This window comes from Roseateles cavernae (assembly GCF_040187885.1).
GTDB classification, from domain to species: domain Bacteria; phylum Pseudomonadota; class Gammaproteobacteria; order Burkholderiales; family Burkholderiaceae_C; genus Roseateles_E; species Roseateles_E cavernae.
In genome coordinates this window covers 575,928-594,208 of the sequence record NZ_JBDPLH010000002.1, presented here as the reverse complement: position 1 = coordinate 594,208, position 18,281 = coordinate 575,928, and the positions used below count along the sequence as shown (strand labels likewise).

The window sequence follows — 18,281 nt, the reverse complement described above, 5'->3', positions numbered from 1 at the left end:
GCTCACTGGGGCCCCAGCGCCTGCCGGATCTGCCGCTCGATCTCCTCGTAGTCGCCCTCGCCGACATGCTGGAACACGAGCCGGCCCTGGCGGTCGATCAGGAACAGCGAGGGCCAGTACTGCACGCCCCAGGCGCTCCAGGTCTTCCAGCCATTGTCCTGGGCCACCGGATAAGGCAGGCGGTGGCGCTTGATCGCGGCCTGCAGATGGGCGCTGTCGCGCTCGAAGCCGAACTCGGGCGTGTGCACACCCACCACCACCAGGCCCTGATCCGCATAGCGCTCGCTCCAGCGCCGCAGATGCGGCAGCGTGTTGATGCAGTTGACGCAGTCAAAGGTCCAGAAGTCGACCAGCACGACCCGGCCGCGCAGGCCGCCCAGAGTCAGCGGCGCGCTGTTGAACCACTGCGTGATGCCGGCGAACTCGGGCGCGCTACGGGTGGCGGCCGGAGTCGCCGGCTTGGCCTGGGCCGCCGGCATGCCACGCGACAGCCAGGCGACGAACTGCGTGTCAAGCTGGGCGTAGATGGCCAGCGCGGTGGCCATCACCAGCAGACCGAAGCCCTGGCGCACCCGCCCCATATGGCGGGCCAGCCCGCGCACACGGCGGGTCACGGCCTGGCCGCCGTAGGCGATCGCCAGCATCGGCAGGCCAGCACCGGCCGCATAGGCCAGCAGCAGGCCGAAGGCCTTCAGCGCGTCCTGCTCGCCGGCCACCAGGGCCAGCACCGAGGCCAGCACCGGGCCGGCGCAGGGCGTCCACAGCAGGCCCAGGCTCAGGCCCAGCAGCAGGGCACCGGCCGGGCCGGCCCCGGCCCGCTCGCCCAGGCGCTGGCCCAGCGCGGCCAGGCCGCCCAGGCCGCCCAGATGGCCGAACCCTGCCATCGCCCGCTCCAGCAGCGCCGGCCAGGCCAGCAGCAGGCCGAACATCAGCAGCACCGCGATGCTGGCGTTGCGCAGCAGATCCGGCGACAGCCCGAGGGCCCGGGTCGAGGCGCCGAACAGCAGGGCCGCGCCGGCAAAGGACAGCACAAAGCCCAGCACGATCAGCAGCGGCCGCCCGCGCGAGGCCGGGCCGCCCAGGCTGGCACCCAGCAGCAGCGGCAGCATGGGCAGGATGCAGGGGCTGGCGACGGTGACGATCCCGGCGCCAAAGCTCAGCAGGGCTTGCAGCATCTGGGCCCCCGCTTACTGAGCCGCGGCGGCGGGCGCCACGCGGGTCCAGACCAGGGTCTTGCCGAACAGCGGCAGGCCCACATAGGGGCGCAGGATCAGCTCGCCGGCGGCGTTGTCGGCCGTGCTGACCCGCAGCGTGCAGTCATAGTGCTTGCCGTTCTCGCGGTTGTAGAGCCGGCCCCGCCAGGCGCTGACCGGCTGGCCGGCCTCCGCCGCGACCGGCTGGAAATCGCTGAGCAGCTGCATGCCCAGCGCCGGCCGGGGGTCGGCCGGCTTCATCTCGGCCTGCCCCTCGCCGCTCATCGAACGGTTGCCCAGCACCCGGCTGACGCTGCCGCACAGCGCCGCGCCGCAGGGTGCGATCTCGACTTCCAGATTGCCGTTGGCCGTCAGCCAGCGGCCGCGCGGATCGCCCGCCTGGGCCTGCGCCGGGGCCAGCAGGCCGGCCATCAGCAGCAGGGCCGGGCCGCTGTTCAGAATCAGTTGTCGCATCGGGTGCTCCCTTCGGTGGTGAGGCCCTGATTGCAGCGCGGCAGGCCGCCGGCCCTGTGTCCGGGGCCTGGGCTTTTTGTCGCGGCGCGTGTCGGCGAGCGCGGCAGACAAGTTGGGATACAAACAGACCCCGGCCCGCGCATCGCGGGCGCTAAGGTAGCGAGCCATGCAAGCCCCGGATCACATCCTCATCGTCGACGACGACCCCGAGATACGCAGCCTGCTGGGCGAGTACCTGCGCCGCCAGGGCCTGCGCGTCAGCGCCGCCGCCGACGCGCGCCAGCTGCGCGCGGTGCTGGCGCAGGGGCCGGTCGACCTGATCGTGCTGGACCTGATGCTGCCCGGCGAGGACGGGCTGTCGCTGTGCCGCGATCTGCGCGCCCGCGATGTCGAGCCGGTGCCGGTGCTGATGCTGACCGCGCGCAGCGACGAGAGCGACCGCATCCTGGGCCTGGAGATGGGCGCCGACGACTATCTGACCAAGCCCTTCGCCGCCCGCGAGCTGCTGGCCCGCATCCGTGCCATCCTGCGGCGCGCCCGCATGCTGCCGCCCAATCTGAGGGTGCAGGAGGCGGCCGATGGCCTGGCCTTCGGCGATTGGCGGCTCGACACCCGGGCCCGCCATCTGCTCGATGCCCAGGGCACGATGGTGGCGCTGACCGGCGCCGAGTACCGGCTGCTGCGCGTGCTGCTGGCCCATCCGCAGCAGGTGCTGTCGCGCGACCAGCTGCTGAGCCTGACGCAGAACCGCGAGGCCGATGCCTTCGACCGCTCGATCGATCTGCTGATCAGCCGGCTGCGCCAGCGCCTGCGCGACGAGGTGCGCGAGCCGCGCTATATCAAGACCGTGCGCAACGAGGGCTATGTGCTGTCGGCCGAGGTGCGGCCCATCGGGCTGGCGCGATGAGGCGGCTGGGGCGCTGGCTGGCACGGTGGGCCTGGCCCGCGTCGCTGGTCGGCCGGGTCGCGGCCATCCTCTTCCTGGCCCTGCTGCTGGCCCACAGCCTGACCCTGGTCTGGCTGCTGGGCGGGCGTGCCGAGCTGGGTCGGCGCCTGATGCTGGACTATCTGGGGCCGGACGTGGCGGCCGCCGTCGCGACGCTGGAGCGGCTGCCGGCCGCCGAGCGCCCCGCCTGGCTGGCCCGCATCGCGCGGCCCAACTACCGCTTCCACCTGGCAGCGCCGCCCGCCAGCGCCGAGCCCGACCGCTCGGCGCTGGGCCCGCGCATCGCCGCGACCTTGCAGGCCGCCCTCGGGCCGGCGCGGCCGCTGGCGCTGCTCACGCAGGGCGATGCCGGGCAGCGGCGCTTCATCGCGCTGCGCCTGGCCGATGGCGCGCCGCTGACGCTGGAGCTGTGGGCGCTGCCGGTGGGGCTGTCGGCGACGGTGTGGGCGGTGGTCGCGGCGCAGCTGGCGCTGTTCGCGCTGGCTGCCTGGTGGGGCGTCAGGCTGGCGACCCGGCCGCTGACCCGGCTGGCCCGGGCGGCCGACGGGCTGGACCCCGAGCGAGCGGCGCTGGCCAGTCCGCTGGACGAGAACGGTCCGACCGAGGTCGCCGGTGCCGCGCGCGCCTTCAATGCGATGCAGCGGCGCATCGCCGCCCATCTGGCCGAGCGAGCGCAGATCCTGGCCGCCGTCTCGCACGATCTGCAGACCCCGATCACCCGGATGCGGCTGCGCGCCGAGCTGCTGGACGAGGGCCCGCTGCGCGAGCGCCTGCAGGCCGATCTGGGCCAGATGCAGGCCCTGGTCGAGGAAGGCATCGCCTATGCGCGCAGCGCCCATGCGGCGCTGGAGCCGCCCTGCCGCACCGATCTGCGCGCGCTGCTCGATGCCTTGGTCTGCGACTACCAGGACCTCGGCGCCCCGCTGAGCCTGCGGGCCGAGGCGGTGGCGCCGCTGCTGACGCGGCCGCTGACCCTGCGCCGCCTGGTCGGCAATCTGCTGGACAACGCGCTGAAATTCGCCGGCAGCGCCGAGCTGAGCCTGGCGCCGACCGGGACGGGCATCGAGATCACCGTCGCGGACCGCGGGCCCGGCATCCCCGAGGATCAGCTGGCCGCGGTGCTGCAGCCCTTCCATCGCCTGGAAGGTTCGCGCAACCGCGGCAGCGGCGGCACCGGCCTGGGCCTGGCGATCGCCGAGCAGCTGGCGCTGAGCCTGGGCGGCCGGCTGAGCCTGGCGAACCGCGACGGCGGCGGCCTGTGCGCGACGCTGAGCCTGCCCGCCGAGCGTCTCAGCGCCTGAACAGGCTCTGCCAGCCCTGGCGCGGGCTCATGTCCTGCAGATGCCAGTCGGCCGGATCGAAGCGGCGCCGGGTCGGCGCGTGGCGCGGGAAGCCGGCGCCGTTCTGGCTCTCGCTGTCGATGATTTGGCCGCGCGCCTCGGCGACGTCGGACAGCAGCTTGAAGTCGATCGCATCGCGGGACCAGGGCCGCGCGCCGGCGGCCAGCATCAGCTCGGCCTCCAGCCGTTCGGCCGGCAGGGCTTGCAGCCCCGGCGGCAGATAGGGCTGCTCGGCGGCGACGATGCGGGCCGGGCCGGCCGTGTAGACCCCGGTCTGCGCGAGCGCGCGGCCGGCCATGTCCAGCGCCACATTGCCTTGCATGAACAGCTCCACATCGCCATGGCCGCCGAGCGCGAACAGCGGCGTGCCGGCCAGTGTGTCGGGCCCGTGGCGCAGCACATTGCCGACCAGGCTGATCCGGCCGGTCTGGTAGGGCTGGCCGGCCCATTCATGCGCGACCAGGTTGTAGTGCACCGCCTTGGCACCGGGGTTGTAGATCAGGTTGTTGACCATGGCCGCCTGCACCCCGCCCTTGAACAGCGCGTTGCGCTCGCGGTTGGAGGCATAGACATTGCCGTAGATCAGGATGGCGCTGGCGTTGTCATGGATCAGCGAGCCCTTGGAGTGCTCGCCCTTCGCGTGCACCGAGTTCGCCAGGCCCTCGTAGATCAGGTTGTGGCTGAAGGTGATCTGGCGGCCGGTGTGCTGGCGCCACTGCGCGGGCGTGGCGCCCTCGAAGCGCGGGCCGGAGACCGACAGGTTCTCGTCGGTGGCCCAGGAGAAGCTGCAGTGGTCGACGATGATGTTGTGGGCCGCACCGGCGGTCGAGATGCCGTCCTGGTCGCCGCCGCCCTTCTTGGGCCGGCCGAACTCGCCGGGCCGGAACCTCAGGTGCTGGACGATCACATCATGCGTGGCGATCAGGGTCTCGGCCTTGATCACGGTGATGCCGGGGTCCGGCGCGGTCTGGCCGGCCACGGTCACGAAGGGGTCGCGGATCTGCAGCTTGGCGCCCGCCATATCGATCACGCCGCCGACCTCGAAGACCACGATGCGTGGCCCCTGGGCCTCCAACGCCGCGCGCAGCGAACCGGGGCCGTCGGCCGCCAGCGTGTCGACGCGCAGGATGCGGCCGCCCTGCCCGCCCTGGGTCGTGGCCCAGCCGGGGTGGGCGATGCCGGCGCGGTCCAGCGCGTGGACGGCGGGCACCAGCATCAGCCACGCGGCGAGCGCCATCCGATAGGTCCTCATGGAATCCCCTAGCATTTCCGAAACAGTGTTTCGATATTCTACAAAGACACTTTCATTTCCGGCACAGGGCTGTCCCTAAAGCCGCATCAGGCCGCATGAACCCTGACGACAAGACGCCATCGACCTGGCTGCTGACCGGCGCCGCAGGCACCCTGGGCAGGGTGCTGCGCGCGCCGCTGGGCCGGGCCTGCCACCGGCTGCGGCTCAGCGACCGCCTGCCGCTGGACGGCGGCCTGACCGCGCATGAAGAGCAGCAGCCCTGCGACCTGGCCGACCGCGCCGCAGTGCGGGACCTGCTGCAGGGTGTCGACGCCGTCGTGCACCTGGGCGGTGTCAGCGTCGAGAGCCCCTACGAGCAGATCGCACCGGCCAATCTGGACGGGGTCTTCCATCTCTACGAGGCGGCCCGCCTGGCCGGCACGCGCCGCATCGTCTTCGCCAGCTCCAACCATGTGAGCGGCGGCTACGAGCGCGGCGCCGCGCTGAGCCCGCAGGATCCGCCCCGGCCGGACGGCTATTACGGCCTCAGCAAGCTGTTCGGCGAGGGCATGGCCCGGCTCTACTGGGACCGCTACGGCATCGAGTCGGTCTGCCTGCGCATAGGCACCGCAACGGCCGAGCCGCCCGATGCGCGCGCGCTGTCCACCTGGCTCAGCCATGCCGATCTGCTGCGCCTGGTGCTGGCGGCGCTGCGCGCACCGGAAGTCGGCTGCCTGACGGTCTATGGCGTCTCGGCCAACCCCGAGCGCTGGTGGAGCGAGGACGGCTGGGCGCAGATCGGTTACCGCCCGCAGGACAGCGCCGAGGCCTGGCGCGCCAGCGTCGGCGCCATCGACTTCCCCGCCGGCACGCCGATGGCGCGGCTGCAGGGCGGCAGCTTTCTGGGCCTCGGCCCTTTCGAGGCCAAGCCATGACGCCCGAGCTCTGGTGGCAGGGCGACAGCCAGCTGGCCGAGAGCCCGCTGTGGTCGGCCGAGGCGGCCGCCTTTTTCTGGGTCGACATCAGCGGCCGGCGGCTGTGGCGCCATGACGGTTCGGCCCGGCCGGCGCGCAGCTGGGCGCTGCCGCAGCAGATCGGCTGCATCGCGCTGCGCGAGGGCGGCGGGCTGATCGCGGCGCTGCAGGACGGCGTCTATGCGCTCGATCTCGACGACCGCGATGCCGCCGGGCTGCGCCTGCTCGCCGCCGCGCCGCATGGCGCCGATATGCGCTTCAACGACGGCCGCTGCGACCGCCAGGGCCGCTTCTGGGTCGGCAGCCTGCACCTGGCCGGCGGTGCCGAGCGCCAGGCCAAGGGCCGCTTGGCGCGCCTGTCCGCGCCGGGCGAGGCAGGCCCCTGGCAACCGGCGCTGCGCGAGGATCTGCTGGTGGCCAATGGTCTGGGCTTCAGCCCCGACGGCGGCACGCTGTACTTCAGCGACTCGCATGCCTCGCAGGCCCGGGTCTGGGCCTGCGACTACGAGCGCGAGACCGGCCGCGCCGGCACGCCGCGCGACTTCATCACCGCGCTGCCGGCGGGCCGCCCCGATGGCGCGGCGGTCGATGCCGAGGGCGGCTACTGGATCTGCGCCAACGACGGCGCGGCAGTGCTGCGCTACACGCCGGCCGGCCGGCTGGACCGCCGCATCGCCTTGCCGGTGGTCAAGCCGACCATGTGCGCCTTCGGCGGGCCGGCGCTGGACCTGCTGGTGATCGCCTCGATGCGCCCCGAGGACGGCACGACGACCAAGCCGCTGGACGGCGCGCTGTTTGCGCTGCGCCCCGGCGTTCAAGGACTTCCGGAAACACCCCACCCCTGCACCGAGATCAAGGAGACAAAACCATGAAACAGTACAAGCTGGCCGGCCTGGCCCTCGCCGCGCTCGCCCTGATGGGCAAGGACGCCGCCGCGATCGAGTTCCGCTCGGCCGATGTGCACAACGCCGACGACTACCCGACCGTGGCCGCCGTCAAGTACATGAGCGAGCTGCTGGCCCAGAAGAGCGGCGGCAAGCACAAGATCAAGGTCTTCAACAAGGGCGCGCTGGGCACCGAGAAGGAGACCATAGACCAGGTCAAGATCGGCGCGCTGGAGATGACACGCGTCAACATCAGCCCGATGAATGCGATCTGCGCCAAGACCCAGGTGCCGACCATGCCCTTTCTGTTCCGCTCGGTCGAACATATGCGCAAGAGCCTGGACGGCCCGGTCGGCGAGGAGATCCTGAAGAGCTGCGAGGCCCAGGGCTTTGTCGGCCTGGCCTTCTATGACAGCGGCGCCCGCTCGATCTACGGCCGCAAGCCGGTCAAGAGCGTCGCCGATGCCAAGGGCATGAAGATCCGCGTGCAGCAGAGCGATCTGTGGGTGGCCCTGGTCAGCGCGATGGGCGCGAACGCGACGCCGATGCCGATCGGCGAGGTCTATACCGGGCTGAAGACCGGGCTGATCGATGCGGCCGAGAACAATGTGCCCTCCTACGACGGCTTCAAGCACTACGAGGCGGTCAAGTACTACTCGAAGACCGAACATTCGATGGCGCCCGAGATGCTGCTGATGAGCAAAGCGGTGTTCGACAAGCTGCCCAAGGCCGACCAGGACCTGGTGCGCGCGGCGGCCAAGGAATCGGTGGCCTTCCAGCGCAAGAAGTGGGACGAGCAGGAGGCCAAGAGCCTGGCCGCGGTCAAGGCCGGCGGGGCCGAGATCGTCGAGGTCGACAAGGCCGGCTTCCAGGCCCAGATGGGCCCGGTCTACGCCAAGTTCATGACCACGCCGGATCTGCAGCGCCTGGTCAAGGCGGTGCAGGACACCCAGTGAGGTCTCGCTTCACCAGGCTCTGCGCGGGCCTGTCCAAGCTGGCCCTGATGGCGGCGGTGGCGGGCCTGATCGCGGTGGTGCTGTGCGTGCAATTCCAGGTGGTGGGCCGCTATGTGTTCAACGACACCCCCACCTGGGCCGAGGCGCTGGCGATGCTCTTGATACTCTTCGTGACCGCCTTCGGCGTCGCGGTCGGGGTGCGCGACGCCGGCCATATCGGCCTGGAGTCGCTGGCGGCCCTGCTGCCCGAGAAGCTGCGGCGCAAGCTGGAGCTGCTGATCCATGCGCTGGTCGCGCTGTTCGGCGCGCTGATGGCCAAGAGCGGCTGGCTCTGGGCCACGCTGAAGTGGAACGAGCGCAAGCCCATGCTCAATGTGCCCGAGGGCATCGACTATGTGCCCATCGTGATCGCCGGCGTGCTGATCGTGCTTTTTTCAATCGAACATATCGTCGCGCTGCTGAAGGGCGAGACTGTGGAGCCAGCGTGGAATTGACTGTTCTCGGGATTAGTTTCACGGTGCTGCTGCTGCTGGGCGTGCCGGTCGCCTTCTCCATCGGCCTGGCCTCGGTGGCCACCATCATCGCCGCCGGCCTGCCGGTGGCGGTGGTGTTCCAGAAGATGGTCGGCGGCATGCAGGTGTTCTCCTTTCTGGCCATCCCCTTCTTCGTCTTTGCCGGCGAGCTGATGCTGCACGGCGGCATCGCCGACCGCATCGTGCGCTTCGCCAACAGCCTGGTCGGCCATGTGCGCGGCGGTCTGGGCATGAGCAATGTGCTGGGCTGCACCTTGTTCGGCGGCGTGGCCGGCTCGCCGCTGGCCGATGTGTCGGCGATGGGCTCGGTGATGATCCCGCTGATGAAGAAGCAGGGCTATCACGCCGACTACGCGGTCAATGTGACCACGCATGCCTCGCTGGTCGGTGCGCTGATGCCCACCTCGCACAATCTGATCATCTTCACGCTGGCCACCGCCGGCATTGCGGCGGTCAGCGTGTTCGACCTGATCCTGGCGGCGCTGATCCCGGCCGTGCTGCTGACCCTCGCCAACCTGGCCGCCGCCTACGGCGTCGCGGTCAAGCGCGGCTACCCGACCCATGGCGCCTTCCCCGGCTGGACTGCCGTGCTGGCCGCCTTCATCGGCGCGCTGCCGGGCCTGCTGATCGTCGTCATCATCCTGGTGGGCATTCTCAGCGGAGTCTTCACCGCCACCGAGTCGGCAGCCACCGCGGTGTTCTGGGCGCTGCTGATCACGGTCTTCGTCTACCGCTCGCTGAGCTGGCCGCACTTTCTGAAGGCCTGCGCCAAGGCCTGCAAGACCACCGGCGTGGTGCTGCTGCTGATCGGCATTTCCTCGGCCTTCGGTTACTTCATGGCGCTGTACGAGGTGCCGCAGAAGACCGGCGAGCTGATGACGGCCATCACCAGCTCGCCCTGGGTGATCTTCCTGATGGTCAACATCCTGCTGTTCCTGCTCGGCACCTTTCTGGACATGGCGGCCACCATCCTGATCTGCACGCCGATCTTTCTGCCGATCTGCCAGCAGTTCGGCATGAGCCCGGTGCAGTTCGGCATCATGATGCTGATCAACTGCGCGCTGGGGCTGAACACCCCGCCGGTGGGCAGCACCCAGTTCGTCGGCTGCGCGATCGGCGAGATCTCGGTGGGCGAGGTGATGCGATCCATCCTGCCCTTTTACGGCGCGCTGACCGCGACCCTGATGCTGGTGACCTATGTGCCGGCCTTCTCGCTGTGGCTGCCGGGCCTGTTCAGATAGCGCTCGCCAACTGATACGCTCCTGCCTGGTATGGCAAGTCTGCAGGCAGGACATGAGCGAACAGAAAATCGAGTTGTATGAGGGCCCGGCCGGCGGCTGGGGCGCGCTGAGAAGCGTGGCCCGGCAGCTGTTCGAGCAGGACATCGTCGCCAAGGGCGCAAGAACCCTGCTGCACGCCAACCAGCCCGACGGTTTCGACTGCCCCGGCTGCGCCTGGCCCGACCGCAACCATGCGTCGAGCTTCGAGTTCTGCGAGAACGGGGTCAAGGCCGTCGCGGCCGAGGCCACCAGCCGGCGCGCCACGCCCGCCGTGATCGGTGCCAAGACCGTCAGCGAATGGGCGCAGGAGAGCGACTTCGCGCTGGAGGCCACCGGCCGCCTGACCGAACCCATGGTCTACGACGCGGCCAGCGACCGCTACCGCGCCATCGCCTGGGACGATGCCTTCGCGCTGATCGCCCGCGAGCTGCAAGGCCTGGCCGACCCCAACGAGGCGATCTTCTACACCTCGGGGCGCACCAGCAACGAGGCCGCTTTTCTGTACCAGCTCTTCGTGCGCGAGTTCGGCACCAACAACTTCCCCGACTGCTCGAATATGTGCCACGAGCCCAGCGGCTCGGGACTGCGCCCGACCATCGGCGTTGGCAAGGGCACGGTGACCCTGGATGATTTCGAGCAGGCCGACGCGATCTTCATCTTCGGCCAGAACCCCGGCACCAACCACCCGCGCATGCTGGGCGAGCTGCGCGCGGCGGCCAAGCGCGGCGCGAAGATCGTCAGCTTCAACCCGCTGCGCGAGCGCGGCCTGGAGCGCTTTGCCGACCCGCAGAACAAGCTGGAGATGGCCACCTTCGGCTCGACGGCCATCAGCAGCCACTACTTCCAGCTCAAGATCGGCGGCGATCTGGCGCTGCTGAAGGGCATCTGCAAACGCCTGATCGAGCTGGACGATACGGCGCCGGTGCTGGACCGCGACTTCATCGCCGCGCACACGGTCGGCGTCGAGGCGCTGATCGCCGATCTGCGCGCCGAGTCCTGGGAGCTGATCGTCGCCGAGTCGGGCCTGAGCCAGGCCCAGATCCACCAGGCCGCCGAGCTCTATGCCGGCAGCCAGCGCGTGATCGTCTGCTGGGGCATGGGCATCACCCAGCACCAGCATGCGGTGGCGACCATCCAGATGATTGCCAATCTGCTGCTGCTGCGCGGCAATATCGGCCGGCCCGGCGCCGGCGCCTGCCCGGTGCGCGGCCACAGCAATGTGCAGGGCGACCGCACGATGGGCATTTACGAGAAGCCCGCCGCCGCCTTTCTGGACCGCCTGGGCGAGGTGTTCGGCTTCGAGCCGCCGCGCGCGCACGGCGTCGACACGGTCGGCGCGATCGAGGCCATGCGCGACGGCCAGGCCAAGGTCTTCATCGCGATGGGCGGCAATTTCGCCGCGGCAACACCTGACACCGCCGCCACCTGGGCGGCGCTGCGGCGCTGCGCGCTGACCGTGCATGTGGCGACGAAGTTCAACCGCAGCCATGTGGTCCATGGCCGCCAGGCCCTGCTGCTGCCCTGCCTGGGCCGCACCGAGATCGATATGCAGGCCGGCGGGCCGCAGGGCGTGACGGTGGAGGACTCGATGAGCATGGTCCATCTGTCGGCCGGGCTGAACGCACCGGCCTCGGAGCACTTGCTGTCCGAGCCCATGATCGTCGCCCGCCTGGCCGCCGCCACCTTGCCGGCCAGCCGCACGCCCTGGCTGGCGCTGGCCGGCAACTATGCGGCGATCCGCGACAAGATAGCGGCGGTGTTCCCCGACTTCGCCGGCTTCAACGAGAAGATCAAGACGCCCGGTGGCTTTCGCCTGCGCAACACCGCCTCGGAGCGGGTCTGGGCCACGGCCTCGGGCAAGGCCGAGTTCCGCTGCCACGCGGTGCCCACCGATACCAGCGTCCATCGCGCCCGACGCCACCAGCAGCAACAGGACACCATCGTGTTCGCGCTCGCGACGGTGCGCTCGCACGACCAGTACAACACGACGATCTACGGCATGGACGACCGCTACCGCGGCGTCTGGGGCCACCGCCGCGTGGTCTTCATCAACGCCGAGGACCTGCGCCAGATCGGCATGAAGGCCGGCGACTGGGTGGACATCACCAGCCTCTATGACGACGGGCACGCGCTTGTGAAGGAACGGCGCGCCGAGCGCTTCCTGCTGGTCGAGTACGACATCCCGCGCGGTTGCCTGGCCAGCTACTACCCGGAGACCAATCCGCTGGTGCCGCTGCAGAGTTTTGCCATCGATGCGCGCACGCCCACCTCCAAATCGATCCCGGTGAAGCTCAGTGTCCACGCTGCTGTCTGAGAACCTGCTGCACACGCTGGCCGAGTTGGATCAGCAGAACGGGGGCCGGGGCGTCGCGCTGACCCGCATCGGCAAGCGCCTGGGCCTCAATGTCAGCCTGCTGATGCGCGAGTACACGCTGCTCAGCGAGGCGCGGCTGGGCGGCATCGCCGGCCCGGGCTGGGTGCGGCTGGCCTGCGATGAGGACGGCAGCGGCCGCTGGCTGGTGCATCTGACCGAGCAGGGGCGCGCGCAATGCCGGTGACGACAAGCGAGCCTATCCAGGCCCTGGCCGTGCAGCGCATCAGCGGCGAAGAGCGGCAGGCGCAGCTCGACCAGGTCGCGGTGGAGCTGCCGGTGGCCCTGGTCTTCAACGGCATCTCGCAGGCCGTGATGATGGCCACACCGGCCGATCTGGAGGCCTTCGCGCTGGGCTTCGCGCTGTCGGAAGGGCTGCTGCAGTCGCGCGCCGAATGCTATGGCATCGAATTGCTGTTCCAGCCGCAGGGCTGCGAGGTCCAGCTGCAGGTGGCGGCCAGCGCCGAGATGCGCTTGAAGGAGCGGCGCCGCACCCTGGTCGGCCGCACCGGCTGCGGCCTGTGCGGCATCGACAGCCTGCGCCAGCTCGACCTGGCCCCGCAGCCGCTGGCCCGTCCACAACAGATTTCCCCCGCCGCCGTGGCCCGCGCCTTCGCGCAGCTGCCGGCGCTGCAGCCGCTGAACGCGCAGACCGGCGCCCACCACGCCGCCGCCTGGGCCACGCCGGACGGCGACCTGCTGCTGGTGATGGAAGACGTGGGCCGCCACAACGCGCTCGACAAGCTGCTGGGCCGACGCCAGATGGACGGCCTGCCCTGCGACGATGGCAGCGGCTTCGTCATCATGTCCAGCCGCGCCAGCTACGAGCTGGTGCTCAAATGCGCCCGCCTGGGCGTGCCAGCACTGGCGACAATCTCGGCCCCGACCACGCTGGCGGTGGATATCGCGCGCCGGACCGGGCTGCAGCTGTATGGATTTTGTCGGGGGGAGCAGGCGGTGTTGTACACGGGGTAGGTGACTGGCAGTGTTAAGACCGTCTACGCAAGGCCAGGCACGCTAGACCCAGGCCAAGCAGCAGCGCTGACGCAGGTTCAGGCACGACGCTGACCGGTAGTGAGCCGGATACCGAGGTCACGTCAACGTCCGGTACGGTACGCACACCAAAGGAGACCGTATTTCCGAACAGCGCTTCCCAGGTGCCGGATGCGTAGCCCGTGACGGTCGCCTGGATAATCCATTGCGAGTAGTCACCGCTCCAGTTCAGCGCATAGCTCTTGTCCATATTGACCGAGGCGCTGCAGCTGAGGTCTGCATTGTTGGGCAGACATAGCCCGCCAGGGCCAAGAAGCTCGCTAGAGAGTAGCTCCAGTCGGTCACCGAAACCACCACCGTTGGTACGGTTCAGCAGATTGAAGGCAACCCGCACGCCGGCTTCACCGAAAACGGCATTCGCACGATCATCTCCATCCCTCGGGTGACCAATCACTCTGCCGGAGAAATGGACGGTCAGATAGGTCTGACCGGAGTTCTTTCCCTGCAGGCTGATCATGTCGCTCATGACAATGGTCGCGTTAACTGGGTAGGTCGTGGACCTCGGGCAAATAGTCGTGCCAGGCTGTCCGACAACACAGGGATCGTGACCGCCAACCAGCTCGAAGCGCGCCGCTCCAGCGCTGACCGAAGCCTCGGCGCTCATCCCGGTCCTGCTGTCGCCCAGCGTGGCAGTGTTGGTGACCACGGGGTCGTAGCGCGCCGCGCCTACAGCCGTCGTCAACCCACCATCGGGCAGGTGACCAACCAGTTGGATATGTTGTTGAAAGCCAAGGCCTGGAGGCAATGGCGCAGCGAATGCGCTCACTCCCGACCCAACCGCCAAAGACAGAATTCCTGCCTGCTTGCAGACTCGCATCTTCATCTCCCTGCAGCAACGATCGCACGGATTCTAGGGTCAGGACTTGCCCGCCGGACCGTGTGTCCCAGGAACCGGTGATGTGCATTAGCCTTTGATGGAGAGAAGACCCTTGCAGGGTCGCACAGGCTCTGCCTGCTCTAGTGACACCAGATGACGAACCCGCAGGGGCCAGCCTCGTAGAAGATGCGCAAGACCTGGCCCGACTGAGCGGCCGGGGAAGCGCCTTGTACATCGCGTCGAGGTCGCACTTGTTACTGCAGACATGCCGAATCTCGCCGTCTCGCGGCGCATCCACAACAGCGATGCCGATACCGTCCTTCCGAAAATCCAACCCGATGAACACGGTGCTAGATTCCTGACTCATGGCCCGGCTCCTCGCAAACTCCCAACGCCCCGGCAGCCCGTCCGCCGGGTGCCTTGGTGCAGCTCTGCAGGCCCAGCGCCTGCAACCTACGGCATCGCAGGGGTCGGGCCGCCCGGCGTCACGAAGCCATCTTGTCTAGGCCTCAATGTTCACCTTTCCCACTCTTCGCAGCACGCTGTTCTTCATGGCGGTTTGGGGTGTATTTCTTGCTGGGGCTGCCTCGGTCACAAGCCCCAGCGCTGCAATGGTTCTTGGCGGCGCACTGCTGGGTGCGTTTGCCGGTTTCGTGGAATCGCAGGCCCTTCGCGCTCTGCCAGTTGGCCTTTCAAATTCAACTGCAGACTTCCCGGCGCGTCGAAGCGCCTTCCTCGCCACATTGCCAGGGAAGCTTCTCCTTGGTGCTCAACTGCTCAGCGTTTTAGCCGTAATTGCCACCGCCGTTTTTCAACGGTCGACATCGGCTATTGTCGTTATCCCAGCGTTTGGCCTCGCTCGCCACGTTCTCGTCCTGTTTGCTCGCATGCACTCCAATCGGAGTAGGCGCGCCAATGAGGCCTAAACACTCCATCGAGCGGACAACCAATGGCGGTCCCGTTTTGGGCTCCTTGCCTGGGCTGGTGCCACCGTCGTTGGCCCCTCATGTCAAACGATAGGCCGCCGAACCACGACCCCGCCACATCCGATGCAACTCAATCAGGTCACGCTCCCCGCAGTCGACGTCGAGAACTCTGTCAGGTTCTACTGCGGCCTGGGCCTTCGTGCCATCGTCAGCGCCTTGCCGCACTACGCACGGCTTGAGTGTCCTGACGGAGGTTCAACTTTCTCCCTTCATCAAGTCAGCAAGCGCCCAGAGCTATCAGATGTCGTCGTGTATTTCGAGTGCGAGGACTTGGATGCCAAGGTGAGTCAGCTGCAATCGGCCGGCTACACCTTCCACCAGGAGCCCAAAGACGAATCTTGGCTGTGGCGTGAAGCACGCCTTCTCGACCCTTCGGGCAATGTCATCTGCCTGTACTGGGCCGGCGAAAATCGTCGAAATCCACCGTGGCGGATCTTCGGGGCTTGAGGGTCAGCAGGCTTGAGGACTGGCATCACCGCGCCGAGCCCTGCAGCGCGATGCAGTTCCCTTCGCTGTCCAGAAACTCCGCGACCCAGCCGGCGCCGGGCACGGCGGTCACTGGATACAGCACCGAGGCCCCGGCCGCGACGGCCACTGCCAGCGTGGCATCGATGCTTTCGACTCCGAAGTAGAGCCGCGCGCCGGCCCTGCCCGGCATATAGCTGTCGCCCTTGGCGAGGGCGCCGGATGCGCCCGGCGCGTCGTCCTGCCAGGGAAACAAAGCCATCTCGTTGCCATCGATCCGGGTCCGCTGCAGCTCGATAGCGAACACCTTTTCATAAAAGGCCACGGCTCGATCCAGGTCCAGCACGGGGATCTCGAAGTAGCTGACGAGGTTGATGCTCATGCTTGAAGGCGCTGGGCTTGCTTGATGGCGGCCTGACAGTATCCAGGCATCGCAAGCCGACAAGCGCCAGCGGCGCCCAGATCGGGCTCAGCGCCCGCCCGCCTGCCGCCCCTCGAACCAGCGCCCCAGCAGGGCCCGCTCCTCGTCCGTCATCTGCGTCGCATTGTTCAGCGGCATGATCTTCTGCACGACCGCCTGCTGGTAGATCGCCTGGGCATGCTGCTCGATCAGCGCCGGTGTGTGCAGCTGCATGCCTTTCTGGGCCAGCTGGGCGTTGTGGCACATCGCGCAGCGCAGCTCGATCACGGCCTGGACCTGGGCCAGGGTCGGCACAGCTGCGGCGGCGGAGGCGCCTGGCTTGGCCGGCGCCATCCAGACGATCAGCGCGGCCAGCAGGGCCAGGGCCGCGACGATCAGGCCCCAGGCGTTGACACCTTTGTGCCGCTTGACGAACCAGGTGCGCACCAGCACGCCAACAGCCATCAGCAGCACCAGCACCAGCCAGCCCTGGGCATGGCTGTAGAGCATGCCGTAATGGTTGCTGAGCATCGCGATCAGCACCGGCAGCGTGAAATAGGTGTTGTGCACGCTGCGCTGCTTGCCGCGCTGGCCAAACACCGGGTTCACCGGGCGGCCGGCGCGCATATCGGCAATCACCTGCTTCTGGCCCGGAATGATCCAGAAGAACACATTGGCGCTCATCATCGTCGCCAGCATCGCGCCGATGATCAGAAAGGCCGCGCGGCCGGCGAACAGCTGGCCCGCACCCCAGCTCGCCGCCACGACAAAGACCGCGATCAGACCCAGCACCAGGCCGTCATTGCCGATCTGACCATCCTTGGTGTGGCCGAAGCGGCGGCAGATCTGGTCATAGACCAGCCAGCCGGCGGCCAGAAAGCCCAGCGCCGCCGTGATCGCTGCTGGCGCGCCCCAATCGAACACCCGCTTGTCGATCAGAAAGCTATCGGCATTGAAGAGGTAGAGCACGACGAACAGCGCGAAGCCACTCATCCAGGTCCAGTAGCTCTCCCAGTAGAACCAGTGCAGCTGCTGGGGCAGATCGGGCGGCGCCACCAGGTACTTCTGCGGGTTGTAGAAGCCCCCGCCGTGCACGGCCCACAGCTCGCCGTCGACACCCTTGGCCTTCAGATCAGCCGCCGCAGGCTTGAGCAGATGGTTGTCCAGCCAGACGAAGTAGAAGGAGGCGCCGATCCAGGCGATGCCGACGATGACATGCAGCCAGCGCAAGAGCAGATTGGCCCAGTCGAGCAGATAAGTTTCCATGCAGCAGCACCCAGCGGACGATGGGCCGGCCCACCACTGCGGGCGCTGTGAACCGGCGAAGCATCGCGCTGACCGGATGGCTGCACCCGGGCGCCGCGGCGATGTGTGAGCAGAAGTGTATACAGTTTTGCCTCACACCATCGCCGCGCCCCGGCGGCTTTCAGCGCCGCTCAGCGCCGTCTTGCGCGCCAGGCCAGCAGGCCCAGGCCCGCCAGCATCAGCGCGACGCTGGCCGGCTCGGGCACCGGGGTCAGCACGATCAGGCGCGAGTTGCCGAAGCCGGAGTCCTCGGCGACCAGGTAGATGATGCCTTTCTCGTCCACCGTCACGCCCTCGATCGCCTGCTGGGTCAGGCCGCTGAGTTCGAGGCTGGAGAGGATCTGGCCGCTGCGGTTGACCTCGACCAGGCGCTGCGATTCCAGGCTCAGTATCAGCAGATGGTCGGCCGCCGCCGTGCCGGCCAGCGCATCGACCGAGGCCAGGGTCTGCACATCGGACAGGCTGGCCAGGCCCAGCAGCGTCGGGTTGAACAGTGCGCTCATCGTCGAGGCGCCGGTCGCGAAGTTCAGGCCACCGGCCAGCACGGCCTGCGGGCTGCCCTGCTTGACGGTGACGAAGCTGCCGCCGTTGCGCGGGTCATAGCTGATGCCCTCGGTACCCAGATTGCCGGCATTGCCGCCAAAGGACACCGACTGGGCATTCGCCAGATTGATGCTGCCGCCGGCCTGGTAAGTGAAGCGGTGCGCGTCCTGCGGCCGCTCGTCGACCACCACCAGCTGGCCATTGCCCAGATAGGCCAGGCCTTCGGCGTCGTGGTGCGTGCTGTTGGCCGGCCAGCCGGAGAAGCGCATATGCCCCAAGGTCTGGCCGGTCAGCGAGATCTCGACCACGCCCAGACCCTCGTCGCCGACGAAGAACAGGCTGTTGCGGTCGCGCGCGTAGGTCACGGCCGAGGCTTCCAGCCCCATGCCGCCCAGCGTGTCGAGCGCGTAGTTGGCGCCGAGCTGGTAGCGCGACAGATCGAGGCCGGCGGCCGAGGCGCCTAAAGCGCCCACGGACAGGGCCAGCGCCAGCAGGGTTTTCTTGATGCTCATGATCGTGCCCGCCTTTTT

The 18,281-nt window shown here is 68.5% G+C and carries 18 protein-coding genes; 11 read left to right on the top strand and 7 right to left on the bottom strand.

What is annotated here, in order from left to right; all coding sequences use genetic code 11:
- Positions 1-2: 2 nt before the first annotated feature.
- Together ABGI63_RS09655 and ABGI63_RS09650 are read right to left on the bottom strand one after the other, a co-directional pair.
- A complete protein-coding gene (locus ABGI63_RS09655) occupies positions 3-1,175 on the bottom strand; it encodes a cytochrome c biogenesis protein DipZ (RefSeq protein ID WP_349742216.1) in 1,173 nt (390 codons plus the stop codon).
- Between the two features lie 12 nt (positions 1,176-1,187).
- Positions 1,188-1,667 (bottom strand): DUF2147 domain-containing protein, encoded by a 480-nt coding sequence (locus tag ABGI63_RS09650; RefSeq protein WP_349742215.1) that lies wholly within the window; start codon positions 1,665-1,667, stop codon positions 1,188-1,190.
- 166 nt (positions 1,668-1,833) lie between these two features.
- Between ABGI63_RS09650 and ABGI63_RS09645 the strand changes: the two genes are divergently transcribed.
- Both ABGI63_RS09645 and ABGI63_RS09640 read left to right on the top strand, forming a co-directional pair.
- The gene (locus ABGI63_RS09645) at positions 1,834-2,574 is read left to right on the top strand and encodes a response regulator (protein WP_349742214.1); all 741 of its coding nucleotides are present in this window, start codon (positions 1,834-1,836) and stop codon (positions 2,572-2,574) included.
- Positions 2,571-3,914 carry an ATP-binding protein gene (locus tag ABGI63_RS09640; protein WP_349742213.1) on the top strand — a complete coding sequence of 448 codons (1,344 nt, stop codon included), beginning with the start codon at positions 2,571-2,573 and terminating at the stop codon, positions 3,912-3,914. The genes ABGI63_RS09645 and ABGI63_RS09640 overlap by 4 nt, the downstream gene beginning before the upstream one ends.
- Here ABGI63_RS09640 and ABGI63_RS09635 read toward each other — a convergent pair.
- Positions 3,904-5,190 carry a pectate lyase family protein gene (locus ABGI63_RS09635; RefSeq protein ID WP_349742212.1) on the bottom strand — a complete coding sequence of 429 codons (1,287 nt, stop codon included), beginning with the start codon at positions 5,188-5,190 and terminating at the stop codon, positions 3,904-3,906. The two genes, ABGI63_RS09640 and ABGI63_RS09635, sit on opposite strands and share 11 nt — an antisense overlap.
- Before the next feature lie 110 nt (positions 5,191-5,300).
- On the opposite strand from ABGI63_RS09635, the gene ABGI63_RS09630 reads away from it, so the two are divergent.
- Genes ABGI63_RS09630 through fdhD form a run of 8 tightly spaced genes read left to right on the top strand, consistent with a single transcriptional unit; the run spans position 5,301 to position 13,157 of the window.
- Positions 5,301-6,119 carry an NAD-dependent epimerase/dehydratase family protein gene (locus ABGI63_RS09630; protein WP_349742211.1) on the top strand — a complete coding sequence of 273 codons (819 nt, stop codon included), beginning with the start codon at positions 5,301-5,303 and terminating at the stop codon, positions 6,117-6,119.
- On the top strand, positions 6,116-7,030 hold the full coding sequence (locus tag ABGI63_RS09625) for an SMP-30/gluconolactonase/LRE family protein (protein ID WP_349742210.1): 915 nt from the start codon (positions 6,116-6,118) through the stop codon (positions 7,028-7,030). Before ABGI63_RS09630 ends, ABGI63_RS09625 begins: the two co-directional genes overlap by 4 nt.
- The gene (locus ABGI63_RS09620) at positions 7,027-7,998 is read left to right on the top strand and encodes a TRAP transporter substrate-binding protein (RefSeq protein WP_137940991.1); all 972 of its coding nucleotides are present in this window, start codon (positions 7,027-7,029) and stop codon (positions 7,996-7,998) included. The genes ABGI63_RS09625 and ABGI63_RS09620 overlap by 4 nt, the downstream gene beginning before the upstream one ends.
- Before the next feature lie 47 nt (positions 7,999-8,045).
- Positions 8,046-8,492, top strand: coding sequence for a TRAP transporter small permease (locus ABGI63_RS09615; protein WP_349742396.1), 447 nt, complete (start codon positions 8,046-8,048; stop codon positions 8,490-8,492).
- Positions 8,483-9,772 (top strand): TRAP transporter large permease, encoded by a 1,290-nt coding sequence (locus ABGI63_RS09610; RefSeq protein ID WP_349742209.1) that lies wholly within the window; start codon positions 8,483-8,485, stop codon positions 9,770-9,772. Before ABGI63_RS09615 ends, ABGI63_RS09610 begins: the two co-directional genes overlap by 10 nt.
- 52 nt (positions 9,773-9,824) lie before the next feature.
- Positions 9,825-12,125, top strand: coding sequence for an FdhF/YdeP family oxidoreductase (locus ABGI63_RS09605; protein ID WP_349742208.1), 2,301 nt, complete (start codon positions 9,825-9,827; stop codon positions 12,123-12,125).
- On the top strand, positions 12,106-12,369 hold the full coding sequence (locus ABGI63_RS09600) for a hypothetical protein (protein WP_349742207.1): 264 nt from the start codon (positions 12,106-12,108) through the stop codon (positions 12,367-12,369). The genes ABGI63_RS09605 and ABGI63_RS09600 overlap by 20 nt, the downstream gene beginning before the upstream one ends.
- Entirely contained in the window at positions 12,360-13,157 is a 798-nt protein-coding gene (gene fdhD / locus ABGI63_RS09595; RefSeq protein ID WP_349742206.1) for a formate dehydrogenase accessory sulfurtransferase FdhD, read from the top strand. The genes ABGI63_RS09600 and fdhD overlap by 10 nt, the downstream gene beginning before the upstream one ends.
- Before the next feature lie 13 nt (positions 13,158-13,170).
- On the opposite strand, the gene ABGI63_RS09590 is transcribed toward fdhD, so the two are convergent.
- Positions 13,171-14,052, bottom strand: a complete 882-nt coding sequence (locus tag ABGI63_RS09590; RefSeq protein WP_349742205.1) for a PEP-CTERM sorting domain-containing protein — start codon at positions 14,050-14,052, stop codon at positions 13,171-13,173.
- A 1,049-nt stretch (positions 14,053-15,101) separates the two neighbouring features.
- Between ABGI63_RS09590 and ABGI63_RS09585 the strand changes: the two genes are divergently transcribed.
- Positions 15,102-15,485: a VOC family protein gene (locus ABGI63_RS09585; protein WP_349742204.1), complete on the top strand. Its 384-nt coding sequence runs from the start codon at positions 15,102-15,104 to the stop codon at positions 15,483-15,485.
- A 25-nt stretch (positions 15,486-15,510) separates the two neighbouring features.
- On the opposite strand, the gene ABGI63_RS09580 is transcribed toward ABGI63_RS09585, so the two are convergent.
- From ABGI63_RS09580 to ABGI63_RS09570, 3 genes are all read right to left on the bottom strand, one after another.
- Positions 15,511-15,885, bottom strand: a complete 375-nt coding sequence (locus ABGI63_RS09580) for a VOC family protein (RefSeq protein ID WP_349742203.1) — start codon at positions 15,883-15,885, stop codon at positions 15,511-15,513.
- 87 nt (positions 15,886-15,972) lie between these two features.
- A complete protein-coding gene (locus tag ABGI63_RS09575; protein ID WP_349742202.1) occupies positions 15,973-17,169 on the bottom strand; it encodes a urate hydroxylase PuuD in 1,197 nt (398 codons plus the stop codon).
- Positions 17,170-17,339: 170 nt separating this feature from the next.
- Positions 17,340-18,263, bottom strand: a complete 924-nt coding sequence (locus tag ABGI63_RS09570; protein ID WP_349742201.1) for an SdiA-regulated domain-containing protein — start codon at positions 18,261-18,263, stop codon at positions 17,340-17,342.
- Positions 18,264-18,281 lie beyond the last annotated feature (18 nt).